At 65.0% G+C, this 26,323-nt stretch carries 20 protein-coding genes and 1 pseudogene; 9 read left to right on the top strand and 12 right to left on the bottom strand.

The window, feature by feature from the left end; translation table 11 throughout:
- Positions 1-6 precede the first annotated feature (6 nt).
- The 4 genes from WDX12_RS30700 to WDX12_RS30685 are packed head-to-tail and all read left to right on the top strand — an operon-like array spanning position 7 to position 4,410.
- Positions 7-1,320 (top strand): Coenzyme F420 hydrogenase/dehydrogenase, beta subunit C-terminal domain, encoded by a 1,314-nt coding sequence (locus WDX12_RS30700; protein ID WP_434723136.1) that lies wholly within the window; start codon positions 7-9, stop codon positions 1,318-1,320.
- Positions 1,317-2,474 (top strand): NAD(P)/FAD-dependent oxidoreductase, encoded by a 1,158-nt coding sequence (locus WDX12_RS30695; RefSeq protein WP_434723135.1) that lies wholly within the window; start codon positions 1,317-1,319, stop codon positions 2,472-2,474. Before WDX12_RS30700 ends, WDX12_RS30695 begins: the two co-directional genes overlap by 4 nt.
- Positions 2,471-3,748, top strand: coding sequence for a Zn-dependent hydrolase (locus WDX12_RS30690; RefSeq protein ID WP_434723134.1), 1,278 nt, complete (start codon positions 2,471-2,473; stop codon positions 3,746-3,748). Before WDX12_RS30695 ends, WDX12_RS30690 begins: the two co-directional genes overlap by 4 nt.
- Positions 3,745-4,410, top strand: a complete 666-nt coding sequence (locus WDX12_RS30685) for a cysteine hydrolase family protein (RefSeq protein WP_434723133.1) — start codon at positions 3,745-3,747, stop codon at positions 4,408-4,410. The genes WDX12_RS30690 and WDX12_RS30685 overlap by 4 nt, the downstream gene beginning before the upstream one ends.
- Here the strand turns inward: WDX12_RS30685 and WDX12_RS30680 are convergent.
- The 9 genes from WDX12_RS30680 to WDX12_RS30640 form a co-directional block, all read right to left on the bottom strand.
- Positions 4,395-5,885 carry an N-acyl-D-amino-acid deacylase family protein gene (locus WDX12_RS30680; RefSeq protein ID WP_434723132.1) on the bottom strand — a complete coding sequence of 497 codons (1,491 nt, stop codon included), beginning with the start codon at positions 5,883-5,885 and terminating at the stop codon, positions 4,395-4,397. The genes WDX12_RS30685 and WDX12_RS30680 overlap by 16 nt on opposite strands.
- Positions 5,886-5,897: 12 nt before the next feature.
- Positions 5,898-7,439, bottom strand: coding sequence for a trimethylamine methyltransferase family protein (locus tag WDX12_RS30675; RefSeq protein WP_434723131.1), 1,542 nt, complete (start codon positions 7,437-7,439; stop codon positions 5,898-5,900).
- A gap of 94 nt (positions 7,440-7,533) precedes the next feature.
- Positions 7,534-8,502 carry a D-2-hydroxyacid dehydrogenase gene (locus WDX12_RS30670; protein WP_434723130.1) on the bottom strand — a complete coding sequence of 323 codons (969 nt, stop codon included), beginning with the start codon at positions 8,500-8,502 and terminating at the stop codon, positions 7,534-7,536.
- A gap of 7 nt (positions 8,503-8,509) precedes the next feature.
- Complete coding sequence (locus WDX12_RS30665) at positions 8,510-9,418, bottom strand: dihydrodipicolinate synthase family protein (protein WP_434723129.1); 909 nt, start codon at positions 9,416-9,418, stop codon at positions 8,510-8,512.
- A complete protein-coding gene (locus tag WDX12_RS30660; RefSeq protein ID WP_434723128.1) occupies positions 9,415-10,002 on the bottom strand; it encodes a hypothetical protein in 588 nt (195 codons plus the stop codon). Before WDX12_RS30660 ends, WDX12_RS30665 begins: the two co-directional genes overlap by 4 nt.
- Positions 10,003-12,858: a 2Fe-2S iron-sulfur cluster-binding protein gene (locus WDX12_RS30655; RefSeq protein ID WP_434723127.1), complete on the bottom strand. Its 2,856-nt coding sequence runs from the start codon at positions 12,856-12,858 to the stop codon at positions 10,003-10,005.
- A complete protein-coding gene (locus WDX12_RS30650) occupies positions 12,855-13,121 on the bottom strand; it encodes a sarcosine oxidase subunit delta (protein ID WP_434723126.1) in 267 nt (88 codons plus the stop codon). The genes WDX12_RS30655 and WDX12_RS30650 overlap by 4 nt, the downstream gene beginning before the upstream one ends.
- A gap of 3 nt (positions 13,122-13,124) precedes the next feature.
- Entirely contained in the window at positions 13,125-14,366 is a 1,242-nt protein-coding gene (locus tag WDX12_RS30645; protein ID WP_434723125.1) for an FAD-dependent oxidoreductase, read from the bottom strand.
- Between the two features lie 7 nt (positions 14,367-14,373).
- Positions 14,374-15,771, bottom strand: a complete 1,398-nt coding sequence (locus tag WDX12_RS30640) for an MmgE/PrpD family protein (RefSeq protein WP_434723124.1) — start codon at positions 15,769-15,771, stop codon at positions 14,374-14,376.
- 293 nt (positions 15,772-16,064) lie between these two features.
- On the opposite strand from WDX12_RS30640, the gene WDX12_RS30635 reads away from it, so the two are divergent.
- From WDX12_RS30635 to WDX12_RS30620, 4 genes are all read left to right on the top strand, one after another.
- Complete coding sequence (locus WDX12_RS30635) at positions 16,065-16,952, top strand: LysR substrate-binding domain-containing protein (RefSeq protein ID WP_434723123.1); 888 nt, start codon at positions 16,065-16,067, stop codon at positions 16,950-16,952.
- Between the two features lie 183 nt (positions 16,953-17,135).
- Positions 17,136-18,791 carry an ABC transporter substrate-binding protein gene (locus WDX12_RS30630; protein ID WP_434723122.1) on the top strand — a complete coding sequence of 552 codons (1,656 nt, stop codon included), beginning with the start codon at positions 17,136-17,138 and terminating at the stop codon, positions 18,789-18,791.
- 148 nt (positions 18,792-18,939) lie between these two features.
- Positions 18,940-21,357 (top strand): GcvT family protein, encoded by a 2,418-nt coding sequence (locus tag WDX12_RS30625; protein WP_434723121.1) that lies wholly within the window; start codon positions 18,940-18,942, stop codon positions 21,355-21,357.
- A 75-nt stretch (positions 21,358-21,432) separates the two neighbouring features.
- Positions 21,433-22,335, top strand: coding sequence for an SMP-30/gluconolactonase/LRE family protein (locus WDX12_RS30620; protein ID WP_434723120.1), 903 nt, complete (start codon positions 21,433-21,435; stop codon positions 22,333-22,335).
- A gap of 27 nt (positions 22,336-22,362) precedes the next feature.
- On the opposite strand, the gene WDX12_RS30615 is transcribed toward WDX12_RS30620, so the two are convergent.
- The 3 genes from WDX12_RS30615 to WDX12_RS30605 form a co-directional block, all read right to left on the bottom strand.
- Positions 22,363-23,280, bottom strand: coding sequence for an allantoinase PuuE (locus WDX12_RS30615; RefSeq protein WP_434723119.1), 918 nt, complete (start codon positions 23,278-23,280; stop codon positions 22,363-22,365).
- A gap of 27 nt (positions 23,281-23,307) precedes the next feature.
- Positions 23,308-24,384 carry a pyridoxal phosphate-dependent aminotransferase gene (locus WDX12_RS30610; protein WP_434723118.1) on the bottom strand — a complete coding sequence of 359 codons (1,077 nt, stop codon included), beginning with the start codon at positions 24,382-24,384 and terminating at the stop codon, positions 23,308-23,310.
- A 182-nt stretch (positions 24,385-24,566) separates the two neighbouring features.
- Positions 24,567-24,857, bottom strand: coding sequence for a helix-turn-helix domain-containing protein (locus WDX12_RS30605; protein ID WP_320295563.1), 291 nt, complete (start codon positions 24,855-24,857; stop codon positions 24,567-24,569).
- A gap of 1,005 nt (positions 24,858-25,862) precedes the next feature.
- Between WDX12_RS30605 and WDX12_RS30600 the strand changes: the two are divergent.
- Positions 25,863-26,130 (top strand): annotated as a pseudogene (locus WDX12_RS30600) (IS481 family transposase); the annotation flags it as partial.
- Positions 26,131-26,323: the final 193 nt, after the last annotated feature.

Raw genomic sequence — 26,323 nt, 5'->3', positions numbered from 1 at the left:
ACCGCGATGGGCCCGATCGAAACCAGTCACAGCCAGGCCACGATGCCACTCTCGCCCGATCCGCTGACGCTGAGCGAGATCGTCGAGAACGGGCTTTGCATCGGCTGCGGCCTCTGCCGTTCGATCGCCGGTGCCGGCGACGTCGACATGGTGATGACGCCTGAAGGGCGCGAGCGGCCGGTGGCGAGGCTCGCATTGGACAAGCCGGTACTGGCGAAGATCAACGCCGTCTGTCCGGGAACGCGCATCGCCGGGCCGCTGCCAGCGCGGATGAATGACGCCGCGCTGACGGATGCGGTGTGGGGACCGGTCGAACGGCTCGTGCTCGGCTCCGCCGGAGATCCTACGGTGCGGTTTGTCGGTTCCGGCGGCGGCACGCTGACGGCGCTCGGCCAGTTCCTGCTCAACTCGGGACGGGTCAAGTTCGTTCTGCATGTCGCGGCCTCGCGATCCATGCCGATGCGCACCGAGCGCAAGCTGAGCTTCGATGCCGTCTCTGTGCTCGAAGGCGCCGGCTCGCGCTATGGTCCGGCAGCAACGCTGATCGATTTCAACGACATTCTCGACCGCGGCGAGCCGTTCGCGCTGATCGCCAAGCCTTGCGACATCACTGCCGTGCGCAACCTGGCCCGGCTCGATCCGCGCGTCGACCAGCAAATGCGCTATGCACTCGCTTTCGTCTGCGGCGGCGCCTCGGACCTGACCAAGTCGGAGCAGGTGCTGCAGCGTTTTGGCCTCGATGAGGACGAGCTGTCTCTCTTCCGCTACCGCGGTCACGGCAACCCCGGGCTCAACCGGATCGAAACCAAAGACGGCCGCGCCTTCGAGATCAGCTACCGGCAGCTGTGGGAAGACGAGGACAAATGGATGATCCAGCCGCGCTGCAAGATCTGCCCTGATGCCATCGGCCAAGTGGCGGATATCGCGGTATCTGACGCATGGCTGAATGGCGGACCGGCCGTCGAGGATGAATCTCTCAACGGCATCATCGTGCGCACGAAGCGCGGGCTGGAGCTGTTCGACGCGGCCGTCGAGGCCGGCGCGCTGCAGATCAAGCGCGAGAGCAGTATCGCCGAGATCAGCGAATTGCAGTCGCATCAGGTGCGCAAGCGGCGCGCGGTCTGGGCGCGGCTGACAGGCATGGCTATCGCCGGCAAGCCGGTGCCTTTTATCAGCGACCTGGCATTACGGGATTGCGCCGCGCAGAATTCGCTGGCCGAGAATCTGGCCGAAGGGCGCGGCGCCCGCGATCGTGCGCGCCGCGGCCGTCTGGGCGAACCGCCCGCCGTGCCGCGCGGGACAGTTTTGGGGGATGCATGAGCGAGCAGACCGACGTTATCATCATCGGCGGCGGCATGGCTGGCGCCGGCGCGGCTTTCGAGATTTCGCGCGACAGGAAGGTGGTTCTGCTCGAGCGCGAGAGCCATTGCGGCTATCACACCACGGGACGCTCGGCCGCGAGCTTCACCGAAAATTACGGCAACGGCGTCATCCGCCGCATCGTGCTCGCCAGCCGGGCATTTCTCACCGAGCCGCCAACGGGTTTTTCCGATTATCCGCTGCTCAGCAAACGCGGCATGATCACGGTGGCGCGCGCCGACCAGCTTGACCTTTTGCGCGAGGATCTGGCGGCCGCGCAGGCGCTCGTTCCCTCGATCGTCGCGATGACGCCGGCCGAGGCGATCGCGCGCGTGCCGGTGCTGCGGCGGGATTATCTCGCCGGCGCTTACATCGAACCGCATTCGATGGACATCGATGTAAATGGTCTGCATCAGGGTTTTTTGCGCGGCGCGCGGGCGCGCGGCGCTCGCATCGTCACCAAGGCCGGGGTGAGAGGTATCGGCCGAAAGGGCGGTCAATGGCGGATCGAGACGGAAGCGGGGACATTTCTTGCGCCGCTTATCGTCAACGCTGCCGGCGCCTGGGGCGACGAGATCGCGGCGATGGCGGGCGTGTGCCCGGTCGGCCTACAGCCGAAGCGCCGCACCGCCTTCAACATCCCGGCGCCGGCCGGCCTCGACATTAGCGACTGGCCGCTGGTCAACGATGTCGGCGCGGAGTTCTATTTCAAGCCGGATGCCGGGCAGTTGTTCGTGTCGCCAGCCGATGCGACGCCTTCGGCGCCGGTGGACGCCTTTGCCGAAGACATCGATGTCGCGATCGGCGCCGAGCGTCTCGAACGGGCAACCACGATCGAAGTTCAGCGCGTGTCGCGTTCCTGGGCGGGCCTGAGGACCTTCGTCGCCGACGGGTCGCCGGTGGTCGGGCCGGATGACGAGTTCCCGGATTTCGTCTGGCTGGTCGGGCAGGGCGGCTACGGCATCAAGACGTCGCCGGCACTGTCGCGCGTCTGTGCCAGCCTGATCGCCGGCGGCGGCCTGCCGGACGATGTCGCAAGGCAAGGCGTTTCCCTGGACGACCTGACGCCGCATCGGTTGCGCTCAGAGGGCGAAGCTCGACAGGCCGCTTCATGAGCCCACTGACGGCCGGTGGCAAACTAGCGGGACGCATCCTGGACGCGCTCGCCGAAGCTACGACGGACGCGCCGGGGATCACGCGCGTCGCTTACGGACCCGGCGAGCGCTTCGCCCATGATCTCGTGCGCAATGAGGGGGAAAAACTCGGCGCGGTCGCGCGCGTCGACGCCGCGGGCAACCTCTATCTGACACTCAGCGGCCGTAACCCCGAGCTGCCGGCAATCGTCGTCGGCTCGCACCTCGACAGCGTCGCGCATGGCGGCAATTTCGATGGCGCTGCCGGCGTCGTGGCCGGCCTGGCGGTGATGGCCGAATTGGTCGAGAAAGGCATCCGGTTGCCGCGTGACCTCGTCGTGTTGGCGACTCGTGCCGAGGAAGCCGTCTGGTTTCCGCTCTCCTATCCCGGCAGCCAGGCGGCGCTTGGCCTGCTCGATCCGCGGGCGCTCGATGCGAAGCGGTCCGACAGCGGTCGCACACTGGCCGAGCACATGCGCGAGGAAGGGTTCGACCCCGACGCCGTGCGGCGTGGCGTGCCCGGCATCGATGTCGATCGGATCGCCGCCTTCGTCGAGGTGCATATCGAGCAGGGACCGCGCCTGGTTGCCGCCGATGCGCCGGTCGGCATCGTCACCGGGATTGCCGGCGGCTTCCGCTATGTCGATGCGAAATGCCTTGGCGCCTACGCCCATTCCGGCGCCGAGCCGCGCTTTGCGCGGCATGACAGCGTGCTTGGCTTTGCCGACCTGATCGCTGACCTCGAGGCCGAATGGGACGCGCTCGAACGCGAAGGGCGCGAGGCCACTATCACCTTCGGCCGCGTGCAGTCCGATCCGACGCAGCACGGCGGCAGCCGGGTGCTGGGCGAGCTCGGTTTCACGCTCGATGTGCGCAGTGCCGAAGCCGCCGTCCTGGATCGGATCGAGGCAAGGCTGCATGAGATTTTCGCTGAAGTGAGTGCCAAACGCGGCGTCACCTTCGAGCCCGGGCCAAGCTTCACCTGGGAGCCGGCGACGATGTCGCCGGCATTGATCGCGAGGTTCGATAGCGCCGCCAGTAAGATGCGGATGCGGGCACCGCATGTGCCGAGCGGGGCGGGGCACGATGCAGCCACCTTCGCCGGCGCCGGCATCCCAACCGCCATGCTCTTCGTGCGCAATGAACACGGCAGCCACAACCCGCATGAAGCGATGGAGATCGCCGACCTCGATCAGGCGATCCGGCTGCTCCTGCGTTTCGTCACCGATTTCGACAACTCACCGGACCAGAGATGAACCTCGCCAAGACCGCCTTGCTCGTCATCGACCTGCAGAATGAATACCGCCTCGGCGCGGCATGGCCGGTCGTCGGCTATGACGACGTGCTGGCCAATGCGGCCGCGCTGATCGAAGCCGCCCGCAAGGCTGGCATGCCGGTCATCCATGCGCAGGCCTGGGTGAAGCCGGAAGAGCGCGACGGCTATGCGCGGCAGGAGGAAATCCTGACCGAGGAATTCCGCTCCGCCGTCGCCGGCAGCGAAGGCGCGGATATCTGTGCCGAGGTGGCGGCGCTGCCCGGCGACATCGTGATCCACAAGCACTGGCCGAGCGCCTTTCGCCGGACCGAGCTTGCGCAGCGGCTCGCCGCGCTCGGCATCGAGAACCTCGTTGTCACCGGGGTGCTTACCGACAGTTGCGTGACGGAAAGCGTCTTCGACGCCGTCTATCAGGGGTTTCGCGTCTGGCTGGTGAAAGAGGCCTGCGGCAGCATGACGGATGCCATGCATCGCACCGGCATGCTCGACATGGCGAACCGGCTTTATGGCGGCGGCATATTGCGTTTGTCCGAAGCATTGAAGGCGCTTGCCGGCCAACCCTTTGACGGCTGGCGCTGCACGCGGCCGGTGGAGTTCGCCTACACGCTGGAGAGCGTCGATCGCTTTTATGAGGCGCTGTGACCGGCGCCGCAGCCACATGCGCCTCTGAATAGCATCTTTGAAGCCGAGGGCTTGAGAACCGCGCCCGGCAGCGCTCCGGTCGCCCTGCCGCCGCGCCAGACCGAGACGCCGTTGACGAACACATGATCGATGCCGGCAGCGGGTCGGCGCGGTTCCTCGAAGGTGGCGGTGTCGATGATCGTCTCGGGGTCGAAGATGACGAGGTCGGCGAAATTGCCTTCCGCCAGAACACCGCGCTCCTGGATCCCGAATTCACGCGCGGGCAGGCCGGTCATGCGGAACACGGCCTCTTCGAGAGTGAACAACCCGATGTCACGTGCGTAGTGCCCGAGCACGCGCGGGAATGTGCCCCAGAGGCGCGGGTGCGGGTGGATGTCGTGCGGCAGGCCGTCCGAGCCGATCATCGTGCGCGGATGCGCGATGATGTTGCGGACGTCGTCCTCGTCGAGCTGGAAGTAGACTGCGCCCGCCGGCAAAAGCCGCTCGCCGGCCTCCCGCTCGGTGCAGTTCCATTCGCGAGCAATGTCGGCGATCTCGCGCCTTGCCATCTCCGGATGCGGATCGGACCAGGTGACGAGGATCTTGAGCCCGGTGTCGCAGCGCTCCAGCCGAAGCACGGTCGAGCTCGCGGCATAGGGATAGACATCCATGCCGATGTCCATCGTTTCGCGCGCCCGGTCGATCCTTTCCAGCGAGGGCCGGCTCTTGCCGAAATTGGCGCGGCCGGTGCACTGGTGGTGCGAGATGAACAGCTTGCCGCCGGCATGATCGACGATGTCGATCGCTTCCTCGATCGCCTCGTCCATCGTCTCGAAATAGTTGCGCGTGTGGGTGACATAGGGACCGCCGAGGCCTGCCGCCGTGGCGGCGAGAGCCTTGACCTCATCGGTCGAGGAGTTGACGGCTGGCGGATAGTCGAGCCCGGTGCTGAGGCCGAACGCACCCTCGGCCATCGCCTCGGCGACCGCTTCCTGCATCGCCGCCGTTTCCGCTGCGTTGGCCGGCCGGTCGGTCACCGGCATGCAGCGCTGGCGCAAGGTGGTGTGACCGACGAGCAGGGCCGCGTTGGTGGCGATGCCGCGGCGCTTCAACTCGGCGACATAGTCGGCAAAACGGTCGAAGCGGAAATTCTCGCGGCCGCCGACCAGCGTGAAGGGCGGTGGAGGGGTCTGGTCGAGCAGCAGAGGTGCGAGGCTGACGCCGCAATTGCCGGCAATCACCGTCGTCACGCCCTGGCTGATCTTCGGGTCCATGCCGCGCGGCGCCAGCAGCGCGCCGTCGTCATGGGTGTGCACGTCGATGAAGCCGGGCGCGACCACCCTGCCGGAGGCGTCTATCTCCTCGGTGCCTTTTTCAGCGTTTAGCCGACCGATGGCGGCGATCCTGTCGCCGGTGACGGCGATGTCGGCCTCGAAGGGTTTCGAGCCGTCGCCGGCGATCAGCGTCGCGTGGCGAATGACGAGATCATAGGGCATCGGGCGGCTTTCCTACGTTTCCGGATTGGCGGCGATCTCCTCGCGGCGGCGCCCGACATAGGCGTCGAGCTCCTCGCGGATCGCAGGATCCATCACCGGTTCCTCGTAATCGTGCAGCGCCTGCTGCCAGAGCTCGGTCGCGCGTTCGAGGGCATCCTTGCCGCCGGCTTCCTCCCAGGCACCATGGTTCTGCCAGTTGGACAACATCGGCTGGTAGAAGGCAGTGGTGTAGCGCGACATGGTGTGCTCGGCGCCGAAGAAATGGCCGCCGGCCGGCACCGACTTGATCGCCTCGAAGCCGAGGTCGTCCTCCTGGAACGGCAGCGGCCGCAGGAACTCCATCATGTTCTGCAGGATCTCGACGTCGAGCACGAGCTTTTCGTAAGACGCCGTCAGCCCGCCCTCCAGCCAGCCGGCGGCATGATAGATCAAATTGGCGCCGCCGAGCACCGCGCCCCATGTCGCCATTTCCGTCTCGTAGGCCGCCTGCAAATCGACCACATTGGAGGCGTTCGCGTTGGAGGTCCGGTAGGGCAGGTTGTAACGGCGCGCCAGTTGCCCGGCGATGATGTTGGCCTTGGCGTTTTCCGGTGTGCCGAAGGCCGGCGCGCCGGACTTCATGTCGACATTGGAGGTGAAGGCGCCATACATCACCGGCGTGCCGGGATTGACGAGCTGCGTCAACGTCACGCCGAACAGCGCCTCCGCATTCTGCTGGCAAAGGGCGGCGGCCAACGTCACCGGCGTCATCGCGCCCATCAGCGTGAAAGGCGTCACGGTCACGGGTTGACCGTGCTCGGCCATGGCGATCAGGCCTTCGGCCATGGCGTCATCGAACAGGCGCGGCGAGTTGATCGAGATGATCGTCGTCACGCCGGGCGAAGTCCGCATCTCCTCGACGCTGATGCCGCGCGCGATCGCCATCATGTTGATACCGTCCATCGCCCTGGTGCGGCCGATGGCGGTGCAGTGGAAGGAGAGGTCGCTCAGCGTCAGATTGGCGTAGTAGGTATCGAGATGGCGCGAATTGGCCGGCAGCTCGATCGGCGCCACCACCTGGTTGCCGATGATATGGATGGCGTTGAAGTGGTGCGCCAGCCGGATGAAGTTCTGGTAGTCGGGGAGATTGCCCTGGCGGCGGCCATTGATGCGGTCATGCACATTGGGCGGACCGGCGACCAGCCCGAAGACCAGCGAATTGTCGCCGAGATGCACCTGCTTTTCCGGATTGCGGCTGGTCAGCGTGAAGGACGAGGGAGCCTTGCGCAGCGCCTCGATGACGATGCTCTCGTCGATGCGGATGGTGTTGCTCTCGCGGTCGACGATGGCGCCGGCCTTGGCGAACAGGTCCATCACCTTTTCGCTCATGACGCGGATGCCGAGCTCCGACAGGATGCGCATCGAGGTCTTGTGCAATTGCTCCATGCGCTCCTCGTCGAGCATCTGCATGGGCGGGTAGGGGTTCTTGACGCTCTGCCATGGCAGTTGCGCGATGCCGCCGCCGCTGCGTCCGAGCTTCGATCTGCGGCCGCCGCCGCGCCTGTCCTGTGACATAGGATTCCTCCCGATTCTCTTTTTCGCAATTCCGGACGGAAGGCTACGGCGAAGCCGCCGAGCCCGACCGCTGACACTTTTCCTGGAATTGCTTTCAATAGCCGCGTTCCGGATTGACCACATTCTCGAGCGGCTCGCCTTTGCGGTAGCGGGCCAGATTGTCGGCGAACATGCGCACCGACTTGATGTCCCAGCCTTCATAGACCGCCGCGCAATGCGGCGTGACGGCGACGTTGTCGTAGCTCCAGAGCGGATGCCCGGTCGGCAGCGGCTCGGTGGCGAAGACATCGAGCGCCGCGCCTTTGATCCGCCCGTTGTCGAGTGCGGCGAGCAGTGCGGCTTCCTCGACGACGCCGCCGCGCGAAATGTCGATCAGCACGGCGGACGGCTTCATGGCGGCAAAGGCGGCCTCGCCAAGCAGACCGCGCGTGGTGGGCAGCAGCGGCACGCAGCAGACGATGAAATCGGCCCGGCCGATCAATGCCAGCAGCGCGTCGGGGCCATGCACCTCATCGAGCGACGGCATCGGTTTCGGCCGCGCACGGATGCCGAGGGTGTGCATGCCCATCGCCTGCGCGCGGTGCGCGACGGCCTCGCCGGTCTTGCCGAGGCCGAGGATGAGGACGGTCTTGCCCTCGATCGGCTCGACGCGGCCGCCGCCCCATTGGCGGGCCTGCTGCCGGCGCTCGAAACCGCGCAGGTCGAGCGAAAAGGAGAGCATGGCGCCGAGCGCATATTCGGCCAGCATGCCGGCGGCAACGCCGGCGGAATTCGTCACCGTCACATGGGCGGGATCCCAGCGGCCGAGATGATCGGTGCCGGAGCCGCCGATCGACACCCATTTCACGGTCGGGCTCTCGACGAGGGCCTGGCGCGGATAGCGCGGCGTGCCGTCGAAGCGGATCGAATAGACCACCTCCGCGGCGGTCCGCTCGATCAGCGCGGGGAGGCCGGCATAGGTGTCGCAGGCATGGACATCGAGGTCCGGATGCGTCTCGGCGAGCACGGCAAGCGCGCCCGCCGGCTTGTCGGTGTGCAGGATGACGGTTGGGCGCGCCGACATCGCGACCTCAGCTACGGCCGATATGATCGGCGGCGCTGCCGAGGGCGGCAAGCAGGACCTGGCCGTTCTCCAGCGTCGCATTCTCATGCGGCGCGCGCAGGTTCAGCCAGCGCCGGTCGCCGGACTTGACCGCAAGCACCGCCTTCATCGCCGGGATCAGCCCGGCATCCTGGATCACCTTTCGGAACGCCTTGATGGCGGCATCCGCTTCGGCGACATCCTCGCCCTTCCTGGCCGCGTCGTAGAGGCGGCGGATGGCGGCGGCGTTCAGATTGACGGTGGCGGAAATACAGCCAGCCGCGCCGCTGGCGAGACCCTTGGTGAGCTGCGCCTCGGAGCTCGGGAACACGGAGATATCGGGCGCGGCGGCGATGACGGCGGCGGTGTTGTTCCAGTCGCCGGCGCTGTCCTTGTAGGCGACAACGGTGTCCGGAAAGGCCTTGCTCAGCCTGGCCGTAAGCGCCGGGCTGACCGGCACGCCCGAGTTCTGCGGGATGTGATAGAGGATCACGCGCATCGAGGGCTTTGCCACCTTCTCGATCAACTCGCTGTAATAGCGCGCCTGCCCGTTGTCGCCGGCGCCGGTGTAGAAGAAAGACGGCAGCACCATGACCGCGGCGCAGCCGAGGCCGACGGCATGCGCCGACAGCTCGACCGTCTCGGGCAGGGCGGTGACGCCGGTGCCGGGCATCAGCCGGTCGGGCGCGATGCCTGCCTCGACCAGCCATTCCAGCGCCTGCATGCGCTCGCGCAAGGATACCGAGAGCGCTTCGCCCGTCGTGCCGAAGGGCGAGAGGAAATGCGCACCCTGGCCGAGCACCCATTTGGCGTGGGAAATCCAGAGATCGCGCGCGATGCGGCCGTCATCTTCGAACGGCGTCAGGATCGGGGCGATGGTTCCTTGCGGGCGGGTCATGGATGTCCTCTATGCTGGTCTGTGTGGCCGGCCACCGCCGCGACGGCGCGGGCGAAGTAGGCCGAAGCGGTGACATCGAAGAGTATGTCGAAACCCGCCGGCGAACGGAACGCCACGGCCTCGATATGGCCGACGCGGGTCTGGGCGATGTCTTCGGCACCGAATTTTTGGGGTCTAAGGTCCAGCGCGCAAAGCCCGCTCATCGCTTCGGCAAGGCGAGGGCCGGAAAGCCGCATCCATGCCCAGCCTTCTTCGCGCCATGACGAATAGCCTTTCGGCGACGGCGCGGTCTGCCAGGCGGTCCTGATTTCGGCGAGCGTCTCGCCGGCGCCCTCGGCGAGAAGCAGAATGTCCTCGTTGCCGAGGCGCAGGATCCGCATGCCACGGTGGTCGCCGATGCGGTTGACGGCAGGCGGTTTGACACCCTGCGCGGCGAGCCAGGCGGCGCTGCCGCCGCCTTTCAGGCCGAAGCGCGGCTTGTCCGTGAGATCGCTCAGCACGACCGCGCCGGAAACCAGCTTCGTGCCGTCGGCCGCGCCGCCGGGCATGAAGGGATAGATGCGCGTCGCGATGTCGGCGGCCATCTAGATCTCCTGCCGCGCGTTGGTCGGGTCGAAGAAGGCGTGGGCGACGACCGGCACCTCGACCAGTTCGCCGTCGCGGCATTTCACCGTCACGCGGCTGCCTTCCGCCTGGTCGTCGACATGGACATAGGCGAGCGCGATATGGCGCCCGAGCGACGGCGAGTACCCGACCGACGTGATCTGGCCGACAGGCGCGCCGCCGCGCAGCACCAGGCAGCTTTCGCCGGGAATGTTGCGGGCGCCGGCGGGGAATTGCAGGCCGACCAGCCTGCGGGTCTGCCCGAGCCTCGCACGCATCTCGATGGAGCGCTTGCCGACGAAGAAAGGCTTCTTCTTCGAGACGGCCCAGCCGAAGCCCAGTTCATCCGGCGTGGTGATCGCATCCGTGTCCTGGCCGATCAGGATATGGCCTTTCTCCAGGCGCAGTATGCGGGACGCCTCCAGCCCGTACGGACGCAAGCCGTGCGGTCTGCCTGCCGCCATCACCGCTTCCCAAAGGCTAGGCGCCAGGCTCGACGGGCAATGCAATTCGTAGCTGAGCTCGCCGGTGAAGCCGATGCGCATCACCCGCACCGGGACGCCGGCGACGATGCCTTCGCGGCCGCTGAGATAGGGGAAGGCGTCGCGGCTGAAATCGATGTCGCTCTCCAGCGCCTCGAGAACCAGGCGCGCCTTGGGTCCGGTGACGTTCAGGCCTGAAAACGCCCCTGTAAGGTTGAGCACGTCCACCTTCAGGCGCCATTCGGCATTCCAGAACAGCATGTCGGCATAGACGCGCGCCACGGCGCCGGTGGTCGCCGTCACATAGAACTGGTCCTGCGCCATCCGGTAGGCGACGCCATCGTCGACCACGGATCCCATCTCGTTGAGCATCAGGCAATAGCGCACGCGGCCGATGGGCTGGTTGGCATGCGCCATCGTGTAGAGGCGGTCGAGGAATTCGCCGGCGTCCGGCCCGCGGATCTCCAGCTTGCCGAGCGTCGAAACGTCGAGCAGGCCGACGCCTTCGCGCACGGCGAGGATTTCCTCGCGGACGGCTTCTTCAGCGCCGCTTGCGTCGCCGTAGTAGTAAGGCCGCCACCATGCGCCGATCGGCTTCATCGCGGCATTCAGCGCGACGTGCTTCGCATGCAGCGCCGTGCGGCGCTCCAGCGCTTCGTGGTGGCCGGCGAGCACGCCGAGCGTTTCCGGCCCGACCGGAGGCCGCGCCGTGGTGATGCCGATCTCAGCGACCGTGCGGCCTGTCGCCTCGGCGACGATCCGGGCGGTCGCCAAGGCCGAATGACGTCCCTGGCTCGGGCCCATGCCGACGGTGGTGAAGCGCTTGACGAGCTCGATCTCGCGATAGCCGTCCCTGGTCGCGTTCTGCAGGTCCTTGACTTGCAGATCCTCGTCGAAGTCGACGAAGTCGCGTCCCTTGGGATCGGCGAGGATCGGCTGAACATAGCGTGGCCCGACGCTCTTCGGCGTGATTGGAGGTTCGACCGCCATGGCATGGCCGAGCCGCGAAAGGGCGGCTGCCGCTGCTCGTTGGCCGCTGCCGATTGCATCCGGCAATTCGTCCGTTCCGGCAACGGCGCCGCCAAGATGGACGGAGCCTTCCGGGAGTGTGATCGTCATCATCTCCGCGGCGGCATCGTAGCCGACCTTGCCGCCAGCCTGACACGGCAATTGCCACGCCGGCGCCTGACCGATCGAAACGGCCAGCAGGTCGCAGGCGATCCAGCTCCCGCCGACACGGACGCGGGCAAGGTGACGATTTCCAGACGTGCCTTCCGCCGCTTCGATGGTTGCGCCTTTGCGGATGGCGACACCTTTGCCGCGAAGTTCGGCTTCCAGCGGCCCGGCATCGCCGACCGATCTCGGATCGACAAGTTCGACGACCGCTACGCCTGCGTCCAATAAATCGAGCGCTGTCCGGTAACCGTCCTCATTGGCGGCCAGCACCACGGCGCTCCGACCAGGCCGCACGCCATAGTGCCGGACCAGCCGTTGGGTGGCGCCGCCGAGCATGATCCCCGGCAGGTCGTTGTTGCGGAAGACGGCCGGCTGCTCGATGGCGCCGGTCGCCAGAATCACTTCGCGGGCGCGTGTGCGATGGAGGCGGTTGCCCTGGATCAGCGGCAGCCAGTTGTCTTCATACCAGCCATTGCAGACGGTGCCGGTCAGCACGCTGAGATTGGGCAGCGCCTTCAGCCGGGACGACAGGTTGGAGAGGATGGCCGGATCGTAGCGGCCATAACTCAGCGAGCCGCCGATCTCGGGGTTCTCGTCGCACAGCACCACGTCGGCGCCGGCCTCGGCGGCGGCAATCGCCGCGTTCAGTCCTGCCGGACCGGCGCCGACGACGAGCACGTCGCAATGCAGGTGCGTCTTGTCGAAATGCCGGTGCGGAGCCTTGGTGTCGACCACGCCCAGGCCCGCCTTGCGGCGGATGATCGGCTCCCAGAATTTCAGCCAGCTGTCGCGGCGCGGACCCATGAAGGTGCGGTAGTAGAAGCCGACCGGCAGGAAGCGGCCGAACCTGTCCATGATCGCGTCGCGGTCGCGCTCGAGCGAGCCGTTGACGTTCTGTGCGCTGACCCGCAGCCCTTCGCTGACCGGCGTGCGCTCGGCGCCGGCGTTCGGCTCGGACGGCAGCTGCACCAGCACGTTGGCGTCGGCGCCGGTCATCGACAGGATGCCGCGCGGGCGGTGGTACTTGAACGAGCGCGACAGCACCCATTGGCCGGAGGCGGCAAGCGCGCTGGCGATGCTGTCGCCTTCATAGCCTTCGAAGGGCTTGCCCTCGAAAGTGAAGCGGATGGGGCGGCTCCGATCGATGCGGCTTCCGAAACGGGCGGGCAGCCGGTTCATGCGCGGTCCCGCCGTTCGGATGCATCGAAGGTGCGGATGATCTCGTTGCTGACCAGATCGCGCTCGGCCAGGAAGAAATAATTGCTCGGCACGTGCCGCCACCACTCGACCACGACGCCTTTTCGATTCTCGGCGCGGAAAAGATGGCGCGACCATTCGGCGTCGGCGGTCGCGTTCGGATCGGGCCTCGCGCGCATCGGACCGAAGGACTGGAACTCGTCGATGTTGCGCGGGCCGTTCATGGGGCAAGTGAGCAGTTTCATGGTCTAATGGCTCGCCGCGGTCGCGCCCATTTCATTGAGCAGCCGGAAGGTCTCGAAGCGCTCCAATGCAAATGGTTTCAGGATATCGGGCACGCGGCCTTCGGCTATTGTTTGCGCCATGCGCTTGCCCGCGACGGGCGTCGCCTTGAAGCCCCAGGTGCCCCAGCCGCAGTCGAGCCACAGATTGGCGAGCGGGCTTGCGCCCATGATCGGGCTGTAGTCCGGCGTCATGTCGGTGATGCCGGCCCATTGCCTCAGCAGGCGCACGCCTTGCAGGAAGGGGAAGAGGTGGACGGCGCCTTCGGCGAGGTGCTCTTTCATGTCGAGTGTCGAGCGCGTCGAATAGAGCTGGTAGGGGTCGGAGCCGCCGCCGATGACGACCTCGCCGCGCGACGACTGGACCAGATAGGTGTGCAGCGAGACCGACGAGACCAGCGTGTCGAGCCAGGGTTTCAGGGGCTGGGTCACCATCGCCTGGAGCGGATAGCAGCGGATGGGAAGCTCGACACCGGCCATCAGCGCCACGTCATAGTTCATGCCGCCGGTGGCGATCAGCACCTGGCCGCAGGCGACGCGGCCCCTGTTCGTCTTGACCGCCTGGACCCGGTCGCCGACCACCTCGAAGCCCTGCACCTCGGTGCGCTGGTGGATCTCAACGCCGCGCCGCGAGGCCTGGGCGGCATAGCCCCAGGCCACGGCATCGTGGCGCGCCGTCCCGCCGTCGGCATGCCAGAGCCCGCCGAGGATTTCGAGCGGACCGCCATAGTCCATATTCAGCAGCGGGCAGAGCTCCTCGACGCCCTTCTGGTCGACGACCTCGGTGCGCGTGCCCATATGCTTGCCCATCTCGGCGCGCATGTGAAAACTGCGCATTGTCGCCTCGCTATGCGCAAGCGTGAGCTGGCCGCGCTGCGAGAACATGACGTTGAAGTCGAGCTCCTGCGACAGCCGCTCGAACAGCTCGACGCCTTCCTTGTAGAAAGCGATGCCTTCCGGCGTGATGTAATTGGAGCGGATGGTGGTGGTGTTGCGCGCGGTGTTGCCGCCGGCGAGGTAGCCTTTCTCCAGCACAGCCACGCTGCTTATGCCGTGGTATTTGGCAAGATGATGCGCGCAAGACAGCCCATGCCCGCCGCCGCCGATGATGACGACGTCGTAAACCGGCTTCAGCTCGGGCGTGGCGGGGATGTCGCCGCTGACTGGATAGTCCCTGCTGAGACCGTATTTCAGAAGCCTGAGGGGCATTGCGCGCTCAGCTCAACGTCTTGGGAGGATCGTAGAGCAGCGCCGAGAGATCGGAGAAGCGGCTGTCGCGGTCGTCCAGCGAGAGCACCGCGTCGCGGATCGCCGTGGCGCGGTCGGAGCCGAGCACGGGCGCGGCGAATTCCATGTATTTGGCCTCGACGTCCTGCACCGTCATCGGCGCTTCCGGGCCGCCGCGCGCATGCACGTCGCCCGACATCAGCACGCGTCCATCATTGGTCGTGATGACGACGTCGGCCCAGCGGCCGGCCGGGAAGCGGGCGCTGTGGCGCTCAGTCTCGGTCACGGTGATGCGGGTGAGCATGTCGGCGACCGCGGCGTCGGCGAGGCCGGCGCCGGAAATATGCTCCAACCCGATGCGTCCATGAAGGATGAAGGTCGCGACGGCGAAGCGCAGGCTGTACTGCGCCTTCGAGGTCGTGTCCGGCATGCCGTCGAACAGCGTGGCAGCATAGTGGAAGCTGTTGATCTGGACATGGGCGATGTCGGAGGAGGTCAGATTGTGCGCCAGGCAAAGTCCGCGCACCGCGTCGATCGCCGCATGCGCCCAGCGGCAGATCGGGTAAGGCTTCACATACTGATGCAATGATTGCCAGAAGACGCCGAGATCCTGCCAATACGCCGCGACGTCCGGCGCCTCGACCGTGATCGCCGGCGCGCCGGTGAAGCCGCGTTCGGCGAGCACCGCGGCGGAGAGGCCGATGAGAGCACCGGGGCCGGAGCCGTCATGCAGCATCGTCGGCGTGGCGATCTCGCGCATCATCTGGCTGCGCGGGCCGTGATACTCGGCAATGCCGAGCGCCTCGCGCAATTGCGTTTCGTCGAGCCGACGCAGGCGTGCCGCCACCGCCGCTACGCCCAAGGCATTCCAGGCGCCCGAGGTATGGTAGTCGCTCACTGTCGCATGCAAGGCGATGCCGGCCCGGCCAGCGACTTCGTAGCCGATCACCAGGGACGCCAGCGCTTCCGGCCCGGTAAGGTCGGGCCTCGCCTCGGCGAGCGCGGCAAGCGCCGGCACGACCGCGACGCCGACATGGCCCTTGGTCGGGCTGTAGCCGTCATGGCCGTCGAGATTGTCGGTCTGCGTGGCGACGGCATAGGCTGCGCCGGCGATGCTGGCGCGGCGTCCGTCGAACAGCATGCGGGCCGAGTATTGCGGGTCGTTCGAGCCATAGAGAAGCACGGCGGTGTCGCGGGCAATCCGGCCTGCTTCCATCGGTCCGGCCGCAATGGCGATGCCGAGCGTGTCGAGAAGGAGGTAACGCGCCTGTTCCAGCACCGGCTGGGGGAAGACGGAGGCGGGACGCCGCAGCACGAAATCGGCAAGGCGCGCGAACGTATCGGAACTGACGACAGGCCCCTCACGCCGGTATGACGGCACAGCCACGCGCTTATCTCCCCTGTCTCTCCACAACATCAATAAATTGGGTTCATCGCGCAGGCACGCGATTAGTTTGGCGGCTTTGGCCAAAAATATTGATGCCATGTCGCTCGTCTGCGATTGAATGGCCGGTCGCCCGTGCGATAGCTATGGCGATTGCTAGTGCGGTCCACCGTTTCACGGAAACGGCGAACCGCACTATCGCTTTGTTTTGATGCAATTCCCGACGGAAGGCTACGGCGAAGTCGCCGAGCCTAACCGCTCACACTTTTCCTGGAATTGCTCTTTAGGAGACCGGGATGAAGCCGCCACCCCCCTTGAACTATATCCGCTCGTTCGAGAGCTCGGCCCGCCATTTGAGCTTCACCACGGCGGCCAAGGAGCTTGGCTACACGCAGGCGGCGGTCAGCACGCATGTGCGCGCTCTCGAACATTATATTGGCCGGCAGCTCTTCATCCGCTATCCGCGCAGCCTGAAGCTGACCGAGATGGGGGAGGCGTTCCTGCCGACCTTGCGCCAGGCGCTCGACCAGATCGACCAGGCGACCGAAGCGATCGTTGCTTCCTCGCGCAACCGCACTGTGGTGGTTTCATGTCCGATGAGCCTTGCGGAAAACTGGCTGGCCGGCTGCATGGCGGCCTTCCGCAAGAAGCACCCCGAGATCGAGATCGTGCTGCACGGCACGATCTGGGAAGACTTGAGCGAGCAGATCGCCGACATCACTATCTCGACGCGGCGCTTCGACGACAGGCCGCCTTCGGCGACCCCACTCTGGAACGACGAACTGGTCCTGCTTTGCGCTCCCGCTCTGCTCGAGGGCGGACATGCGCTGAAGACGCCGCAGGACATGCTCAAGGTGGACTGGATCTTCGTGCATGGCCGCCAGGAATACTGGCAGGTGGTGACCGATGCGCTTGGCGTCGACATGGAGGATCACGACAAGGGTCTTTCGACCAACGCCTCCAACATCGCGCTCGAACTTGCCGCCATGGGGGCCGGCCTCGTCGCCACGCAGCGTTCGCTCGCGCATGCCTATATGCGCCGCGGATTGCTCGTCGAGCCGTTTCCGGTCCGCCCGGCAAGCCCCTGGAATTACTATCTGACCGAGAGCCAGCTTTCGAAGGGAAACATCGCGCGCACGGTCAAGGAATGGATCATTTCCAGGGCCAGGGAAGACGCCGCCTGAGCGCGGCGGCGCTATCGCATTCAAAAATTTAGCGAGCCAATGGCATTGTTTTTTTAGGCCTTCAAGGCCGGTTTTCTGCGGTTTGCGGAAGGCTGAGCCCTTCCGGGATTTTTGCACCGCCCCTAACATGCGTAACCGCAAGGGGAATGTAACGGGCGGAAAGCCCTGAACCGGAGAACAACGATGACAATGTTCAAGAGCAACGGTGATCGCGTCCCGGCGGTCATCGAAAGCTACGCAGCCGAAGTCAAAAGCGGCAAGATGGACCGCCGCGAATTCCTGGCCATGGCAAGCGTGATGGGCGCTTCCACGGCGCTCGCCTACTCGATGGCAGGGATCGAGCCGGCCAAGGCCGCGGCGATCGTGCCCGGCAAGAAGGGCGGCATCCTGAAGATGCAGATGATCATCAAGGACATGAAGGATCCGCGCTCCTGGGACTGGTCGGAAATCGCCAATGTGATGCGCCAGTGCAACGACTACATGATCCGCTACACCACCGACTTCACTTTCGAAGGCCATCTGGTCGAGAGCTGGGAGGTGAGCGACGACGCCACCGAATACACGCTGCATCTGCGCAAGGGCGTGAAATGGTCAAACGGCGACGACTTCAACGCCGACGACATCGTCTATAACATCGGGCGCTGGTGCGATAAGGCGGCCGAGGGCAATTCGATGGCCGGTCGCATGAGCTCCCTGATCGATCCCGCCACCAAGAAGGCCGCCGCCGGCTCCATCACCAAGGTGGACGACCACACGGTGAAGCTGAAATGCCGCCAGTCGGACGTCACCATCATCCCGGGCTTTTCCGATTATCCGGCGGTCATCGTCCATCGCGACTTCGACAAGAACGGCGCCAACATGCTCAAGACGCCCGGCACCGGCCCGTATGAGCTGATCTCCTACAAGGTCGGCGAGTCGGCCTCCGTGCGGCGGCGCAAGGACTTCACCTGGTTCGGCGGCGAACCTTATCTCGACGGCGTCGACTGGGTCGACTACGGATCGGACGCCTCCAATCCCGCAATCGGCAGCGCCTTCGAGGCCGGCGAAATCGACTGCAACTACCAGACCGTCGGCGGCACCGTGGACCTCTATGACAGCATGGGCCTGGTCAAGGAGCAGGTCGTCACCGCCGGCACGATCGTGCTGCGCACCAACGTGACCAACAAACCCTACGACGACAAGCGGGTGCGCAACGCAATCCAGCTCGCGGTCGACAACGAGACGGTGCTGAAGCTCGGCTATAGCGGTCTCGGTCAGGTCGCCGAAAACCACCATGTGTGCCCGATCCATCCGGAATATTACGCGCTGCCGAAAGTCCCGCGCGACCTCGCCAAGGCCAAGGCCCTGATGGCCGAGGCAGGCCAGACGGATCACGAGTTCGAGCTTATCTCCTATGACGCGGACTATGTGAAAGACCCGGCCGACGTGGTCGCCGCGCAGATGCGCGACGCCGGATTCAAGGTCAAGCGCACCATCATCCCGGGCTCCTCGTTCTGGAACGACTGGACGAAATATCCGTGGTCGACCACCGACTGGGGCATGCGGCCGCTGGGCGTCCAGGTGCTGGCGATCGCCTATCGCAGCGGCGAGGCGTGGAACGAGTCGGGCTATGCCAATCCGGACTTCGACAAGAAGCTCAACGAGGCGATGGCCATCGCCGATCCCGAGAAGCGCAAGGAGCTGATGAAGGAGGTCGAGTTCGTCCTGCAGGACTCCGGCATTCTCGTCCAGGCGTTCTGGCGATCGCTTTACCGTCATCACGCCGCCTATGTGAAGAACCTCGGCATGCACCAGACATTCGAGCTGCAGCTGGACAAGGTCTGGCTGGACAAGGCCTGAAGCGGTCAATCGCAACAAGTAACTCAGGGGCGCGTGTTGCGCCCCCGAGTTCGCCGGCGACTGTGATTGCCCAGTCGGCTAAACCAACTCGCGGAGCGTTTCGAAAGAGCGCGAAACAAGTCGCCGAACAAAGGGAAGAAACCTCGATATGCGTACTCATGCACAAGCCGTTGTCATCGGCGGCGGTCTGATCGGCTGCTCGATCCTCTATCATCTCGCCAAGTTCGGCTGGACGGATGTCGTCCTCCTGGAGCGCAGCGAGCTGACCTCCGGTTCGACTTGGCACGCGGCCGCCAACATCCACGGCTTGCATGATTCCACCAATATCAGCCGCCTGCAGCATTACACGATGGCGCTCTACAAGGAGCTGGAGGCCGAGACCGGCCAGGGCTGCGGCATCTTCCAGCCGGGCTCGCTCTATCTCGCCCAGACGGAGGCGCGCGAGCATCAGCTCAGGCTGCAGGAAGCCAAGGCGCGGCGCTACAAGATGAATTTTTACGAAGTCGGCCGCGACGAAGCCGAGCGGCTGCATCCGCTGGTCGATTTCGACGGCATTCGCTGCATCATGTACGAACCGGAGGGCGGCAATGTCGACCCGTCGGGCGTGACGGCGGCCTATGCCGCGGGCGCCCGCCAGCGCGGCGCCGAGATCCATCGCTTCACGCCGGTCACGGCGACCGAGGCGCAAGCGGACGGCAGCTGGATCGTGCGCACGCCGAAGGGCGACATCCACTCGCAGTGGGTGGTCAACGCCGCCGGCCTGTGGGGCAGGGAGGTCGCCGCCATGGCCGGGCTGCAATTGCCGCTGATCCCGACCGAGCACCAGTATTTCGTCACCGAGACGATCCCCGAAATCGCCGCCATGGGGCGCCGCCTGCCATCGGTCGCCGATCGCGACGGCGAATATTATCTGCGCCAGGAGGGCCTGGGGCTGCTCATCGGCGCTTACGAACGCAACATGAAATTCTGGGCCGAGGACGGCACGCCGATGGATTTCGGCCACGAGCTGTTTCCCGACGATCTCGACCGCATCGAGGAAAACATGATGCGCGCCGTCCAGCGTGTTCCGGCGGCGGCTACCGCCGGCGTCAAGAAGGTGATCAACGGCCCGATGATCTGGTCGCCGGACAGCGCCGTGCTGTTCGGGCCTGTGCCGGAGCTCAGCAACTATTTCTGCTGCAACGGCATCATCCCCGGCTTCTCGCAGTCGGGCGGCATGGGCAAGCTCGCGGCCGAATGGATGATCGAGGGCGAGCCCACGCTCGACATGTTCGGCTGGGACATGGCACGCTTCGGCCATTGGGCCGGCAAGGCCTTCACCAAGGCCCGCGTGCAGGACCAGTACAGCCACCGTTTCAAGATCCATTTCCCGAACGAAGAGCGCGCCGCCGGGCGCCCGGTGCGCACCCGGCCGGTCTATGAAATGCAGAAGAAGATGGGTGCCGTGTTCGGCCTCAATTTCGGCTGGGAGCATCCGCTGTGGTTCGCGGCGGAAGGCGAGCCGCGCGAGGAGACGATCGGCTTTACGCGCCAGAACTGGTGGACGCCGGTCGGCCGCGAAGCCCGTATGCTGCGCGAGCATGCCGGCATCATCGACATCTCCAACTTCGCCAAATACGAGGTGAAGGGTCCGGGCGCGGAGACCTGGCTGAACGCGGTGTTCGCCAACCGCATGCCGACCAAGGTCGGCAATTCCTGCCTGACGCCGCTGATCGGCAAGCGCGGCGGCATTGCAGGCGACTTCACCGTGACGAGGCTAGCGGAAGACGAGTTCATGGTGATCGGTTCGGGCATGGCCGAGCGCTTCCATCAGCGCTTCTTCAAATCCGTGCCGCTGCCTGCAGGCACGACCTTCCGCTCGCGCACCGAGGATCTCGGCGGCTTCAACGTCGCCGGGCCGAAATCGCGCGAGCTCTTGCAGCGGCTGACCAATGACGACCTGTCGAACGAAGCCTTCCCGTTCATGCGCTCGCGCCTGATCACCGTCGCCGGCGTCGATGTCGTGGCGCTCAGGGTCTCCTTCACAGGCGATCTCGGCTGGGAGCTGCACTGCAAGGCCGCCGACCAGGTCGAGCTCTATGGCGCGCTGCTCAAGGCAGGCGCGGAAGTCGGCGCCGGACCGGTCGGCTCGCGGGCCCTGATGTCGCTGCGGGTCGAGAAGGGCTACGGCAGTTGGAGCCGCGAATATTCGCCGGAATACTGGCCGCAAGAGGTCAAGCTCGACCGGCTGATCAGGACGGACAAGGACTTCCTCAACCGCGAAGCCTATCTCGCCGTTGCCGGCAAGCCCGCGCGGGATGAACTCATCATGCTGTCAGTCTCGGCCAAGGATGCCGACGCCACTGGCGGCGAGCCGATCTTCCTGCCGGACGGCACGCCGATCGGCCAGGTGTCGTCGGGCGCCTATGGCTATTTCGTCGATCAGTCGCTGGCGATGGGCTACGTCAAGGCCGGAACCGCCAAGGCCGGCGACAAGGTGACCGTCGCCATACTGGGCAGGCCGCACGACGCCGTCCTGCTCGCGCATCCGCCTTTCGACCCGGAAGGCAAGCGGCTGCGGTCGTAAGCCGCGAACGCCCGGCGACTGGGAGCACGGGATATTCGAAGAGGACTTCAAGCAAATAAACAAAAGGGGAATCGCATGATCAAACGGCATTTGCTGGGCACGATGCTTGCCCTGGCCCTGACGACTGCCGCACAGGCGGCCGACGTCAAGGTCGTCAACGACGACGCGTGGTTCGCCGAAGGTCCGATCTGGTATCAGGACAAGCTTTTCTACGTCGAATACGGTCGCGGCACGGTGACCGTCTGGGACGGCAAGAAGAACGACATTTTTTGGAAGATGGATGGTTGCGGCCCGTCGGCGGTGCTGCCGACGACGGCGGGCGAGTTCCTCGTCACCTGCTACGACAACAACACGATCGGCCGCATCTCGGCCGAGGGCAAGACGCTGCCGGCCTATGACAAGGACACCGACGGCAAGCCGTTCAGCGGGCCGAACGATTTCGCGCCCGACAAGGACGGCGGCGTCTATTTCACCGGCTCCGGCAAGGGCGGCCCGCTGATCGACGCTTCCGCCTATTACATCGGCAAGGACGGCAGCGTTAAGAAGGTCGCCGGCGACCTGCACAATGCCAATGGCCTCGTCATGTCGAATGACGGCAAGATGCTCTATCTGGTCGAGACCGAGGACAACCGGATCATCGAATTCGACGTCGCGTCCGACCACACCTTAAGCAACCGCCGTGTCTTCCTGCGGTTGGACGATCTCTTCCCGAACCAGCCGCATATCTGGCCGGACGGGATCAAGATGGACAAGGCCGGCGAGATGTATATCGGCCAGAGCCCGCGCTCGCTCGACGCGCCAGGCAAGATCATCGTCGTCGACAAGGACGCCAAGCTCTTGCGCACGCTTTCGGTGCCGTCGCCGTCCATGCCGAATTTCGCCTTCGGACCGGACGAGAAGGTGCTCTACGTCATGGCGCTCGACCAGATCGATGCAGCACCTTGGCATGGCAAGGTCTACGAGGTCCCGAACAAGTAAGGGTTCGCTGGCGGCCGGTTCGGCGGGTTAGCCGCCGAACCGGCCCAGCCAATGGCGGGCGAGGTCGGAGCGGCGGCAGACCCAGATGTCGGGATTGGCCGTGACCTTGTCGAGGAAGCGCTCCAGCCCGATCATGCGGCCGGGACGCGCCGCCAGCCGGCAATGCAGCGACACCGTCATCATGCGCGGTGTCTTCTGGCCTTCCTTCAAAAGCCAGTCGACGCCGTCGCTGACATATTCGAAGAACTGGCTGCCGGTCTCGAGACCGGAACCGCGCGAAAAACGGCTGTCGTTGTTGTCGAAAGAGTGCGGCACGACAAGATGCCGCTTGGCGCCGACATCGACGAAATAGGGCAGGTCGTCATTGTAGTCGTCGCAGTCGAACAGGAAGCCGCCATGTTCGACCACCAGCCTCCTCGTGTTGAGGCTTGGCCGGCCGGTGTACCAGCCCGCCGGATCGAGGCCGGTGATCTTGCGCACCGTATCCACCGTCATGGCGATATGCTGACGCTCTTCCTCTTCGCTGAGCGGCGCGTAGTCGATCCAGCGCCAGCCATGGCAGACGATGTCGCTGCCGAGTGCTGCGATCGCCTTGCCCGCGGCCGGATTGAGCTCGAGCGCGCGCCCGACGACGTAGAAGGTCGGAGTCACGCCCTTGTCCTGGAACAGCGAGATGAGCCGCCAGACGCCGACGCGCGAACCGTATTCGTAGAGCGATTCCATGTTGCGGTTACGCAGGCCGGGCACGGCCGGCGACACGGCGAGATCGGACAGGATCGCCTCGGAGACGCCGTCGCCTTCGCCGATCGAGTATTCGGCGCCTTCCTCGTAGTTGACGACGATGTTGAGCGCAAGTTTCGCGCCGCCGGGCCACTCAGCCTGCGGAGGCCGCTCGCCATAGCCGATGAAATCGCGAGCGGGCAAATAGGGCGTGTGTGACGTCACTTCTTGAAATCCCCTCGGATGAAGCCCTTACCAGCATTGCCGGCCACGCATGGCGGTCAGCGCGCGCAGCGTGCGGTCCATGACGTCCTGCGGCCCGACGGTTATCCTCAGGCAGTCGGTGAGGCCGTAACCGGCAAGCCCGCGCGCGATGATGTCGGCGCCGCGCAAAGCGTTGTCGGCGGCGGCGGCTGCCGCCGCATCGGCAAAGCGTATCAGGACGAAATTCGTCCGGCTCTCGGGGACCTCGTATCCGGCGGCCCGCAGACCTCGTGCGAAGCGGTCGCGAATGTCGGCGGTGCGCGTCACGGTCGCGCGCATATAGGCCTGGTCCTCGACTGCCGCGACCGCCATGGCGAGGCTGACCGTCGAGACCTGGTTGGAATTCTGCATCTTGCGCACCTCAGCGGTGATCTGGGGCGCGAACAGCCCCCAGCCGATGCGCGCTCCCGCCAGCCCATAAGCCTTGGACAAGGTGCGCAGGACGACGGTGTCGCCGCGCCCGGCAAGCGCAAAGACGGCCTGCGGATCCTGGTCGTCGAATTCGCCATAGGCCTGGTCGATCACCAGGAGGACGTCGCCGGGAAGTGCCGCGCGCAAGCGCAGCAGCTCCGCGTTCTTGATGCAGGTGCCGGTCGGGTTGCCCGGATTGCAGACGAAGACGATGCGCGTCGCCGGCGTCACCGCCGCCAGGATGGCGTCGATCGAGACCTCATAGCCGCGCTCCGCGGCCTTGACATAGGTCGCCCCGGCACGCGCGGCCGCCGAGGCGGCGAAATTATAGGCATAGTCCGTGCCCAGCACTTGCGTGCCCGGGCCTGCAAAGGCCGCGATGGTGCAGGCGATCAGCTCCATCGAGCCCGCGCCGCACAGGACAAGATCGCGCTCGACCCCATAGGTTTTGGCGATCGCATCGCGCAGCAAGGTCCAGTCCGGGTCCGGATAAAGATGGCTGCGCGCCACGGCGTCCCGGCCGGCCTCGATCGCCTTGGGGCTGGGCGGGAAGGCGCTCTCGTTCTGGGCCAGCGTCGGCCGGTCGAAGCCGCCGAAATTCGCCAACGCGAAAGCGGACATGGCCTCGATATGGGCGGTGGCTTTCAGGGGCACGGCGAAAAGGTCCGGCTATCGGCTTGTCGGCAAATTGTTTCGAGCGGAGGCTAAGGCAGGGCGATCAAGCCGCAAAGCAAAATTCGCCGGCACAATGACTATGGGAATTTGGCCCATGCGGGGGGTGGGCCGCGCGGCTAGCCCGGCTCGCAATCCTGTGTCACCTCGATCAGCGAGCCGGGCTACGTATTTGATAGCCGGCGACGCGAATTTCTGTTGCTGGCGTGACTGCTATTTTTCGGCCTTTCGGACGCGAGAAATACGCTCTCTTCGGCAAAAACAACTCCCGCGCCCTCCAGAGCCCGTCGCACGGCGGCGACATTGACTGGCTTCGGTACCCGAATGCCGTTTTCAAACTCGCTGATGGTCATTTCGCTGAGGTTTGCCTTGGCCGCTAGCCGAACTCTGGACCAGTTTAAGAGAGCTCGTGCAGCTCTCAACTGTTCTCCTGAAAGTTGGTCTCGGCTCTCCATAATGGTGGAACATTCAATGTCCCTAAAATGTTCCGGCTGCCTGCTCAAGATCGTCTACTGCCACGAGTGCCGCGGCGCCGGCCGTGACGACCGGAACTTGCAGTTCACGAACCATGCGATGACGCCGGAGCAGCGGAAAGGGTGGATGCCGTGCCCTTGAGCGAGCGCAAAATGTGTACAGGCTGAGGTTGCAGAGCTAAGCTCGTTTTTTGGGGCGTTATGGGCATGAGAAGAGGCATCGCTTTCTGCCTTTTGATCGTTACCTGGTTCGCAGGAACGGCGACGGCTACCGAAACAATTCAGCGCACTACCGAGGACTGGACACTTGAGGGCCTTACCGGAGGCATCAAGGATCAGTGGCTGGAGATGCCCTTCATTAGGGCATGGGCCTACGCCGAGGCGATCGACCGATATTGCTTCCCTGCAAAGTTGTTGGCTTCGGCCTGAGGGAGGCGGCTCGCTCAGAGGACAGATTTGGCCCGGGAACACTAGCGAGCGCTGAGAAGGATGCAGCGGACCATCTGCGAGGCGAGTATCTGGCTTGCGCCCCTGCGATGCAGTTCGTTCAGGATACGGTCGACCGGTTGCCCGAACTCCTTACGAAGCTCACCATGATGCAGGTGCAGCTCGACGGCGCCAAAGCCTCCGTTGCAAAGGCTTGCGCAATAAGAGCCCGCAAGCAGTCCCCACCTCCCAAGATGTGCATTGGGGGATACTTGCCCGATTAATGGTGCACGCGCCGGCCGCGACTTATGCATTATCCGCGGCATGCAGGATCACGAACTCGTCGAGCGTCACAGGCAGCCGGCTAAATGCGCAGGCCCGGCTGCCACGACCGGGTGAACGGTATAGCAGCCGGGCCGAGGGGCTCGCGAAGAGTTCCGCTCACAGCGCAGCCTTGCTCCAAGAATGATCCCCAGGATGCAGAATAACAATCAGGGCACATCGTCCCTGATTTATTGCGACTTCGGACGTTGGCACACTGCACTGTCACAGTGGTTTCCCTATGCCGGCCTGCCGGACCTCAACGATCCATTCCACGACAAGGCCGTCACCGTCACCACCTGCGGCCGCATCTGCTACAATCGCAGGAAGATCAACCTCAGCCTCGTCTTCGCCGGTCACACCGTTGGCGTCAAACAGGTCGAGGACCATATCTGGCTGACCAAGCTTCATGGACTATGATTTGGGTTATTTCGACGACGAGACATGCAGGCTCGAACCACTCCAAAACCCCTTCGGGCCAAAAGTGTTACCCATGTCTCCGGTATAAACCGTGACCTATGTGTCCAGAACAAACCTTGGAATTGTTGGCTCCCCGGGCCGGATTCGAACCAGCGACCAACCGGTTAACAGCCGCATTTGGTATCCCCTCATAGAGCACTTTACCGGTTGATCGGTTCTCACGTGAAACCTTGATTTACAAGGCATTTCGATTGCGTATTGCCTTTTAGGCCATTCTAGGG

The sequence above is a fragment of the Mesorhizobium sp. RIZ17 genome (genome assembly GCF_051127865.1).
GTDB lineage: Bacteria > Pseudomonadota > Alphaproteobacteria > Rhizobiales > Rhizobiaceae > Mesorhizobium > Mesorhizobium humile.
This window is presented reverse-complemented; position numbering and strand designations above follow the sequence as displayed.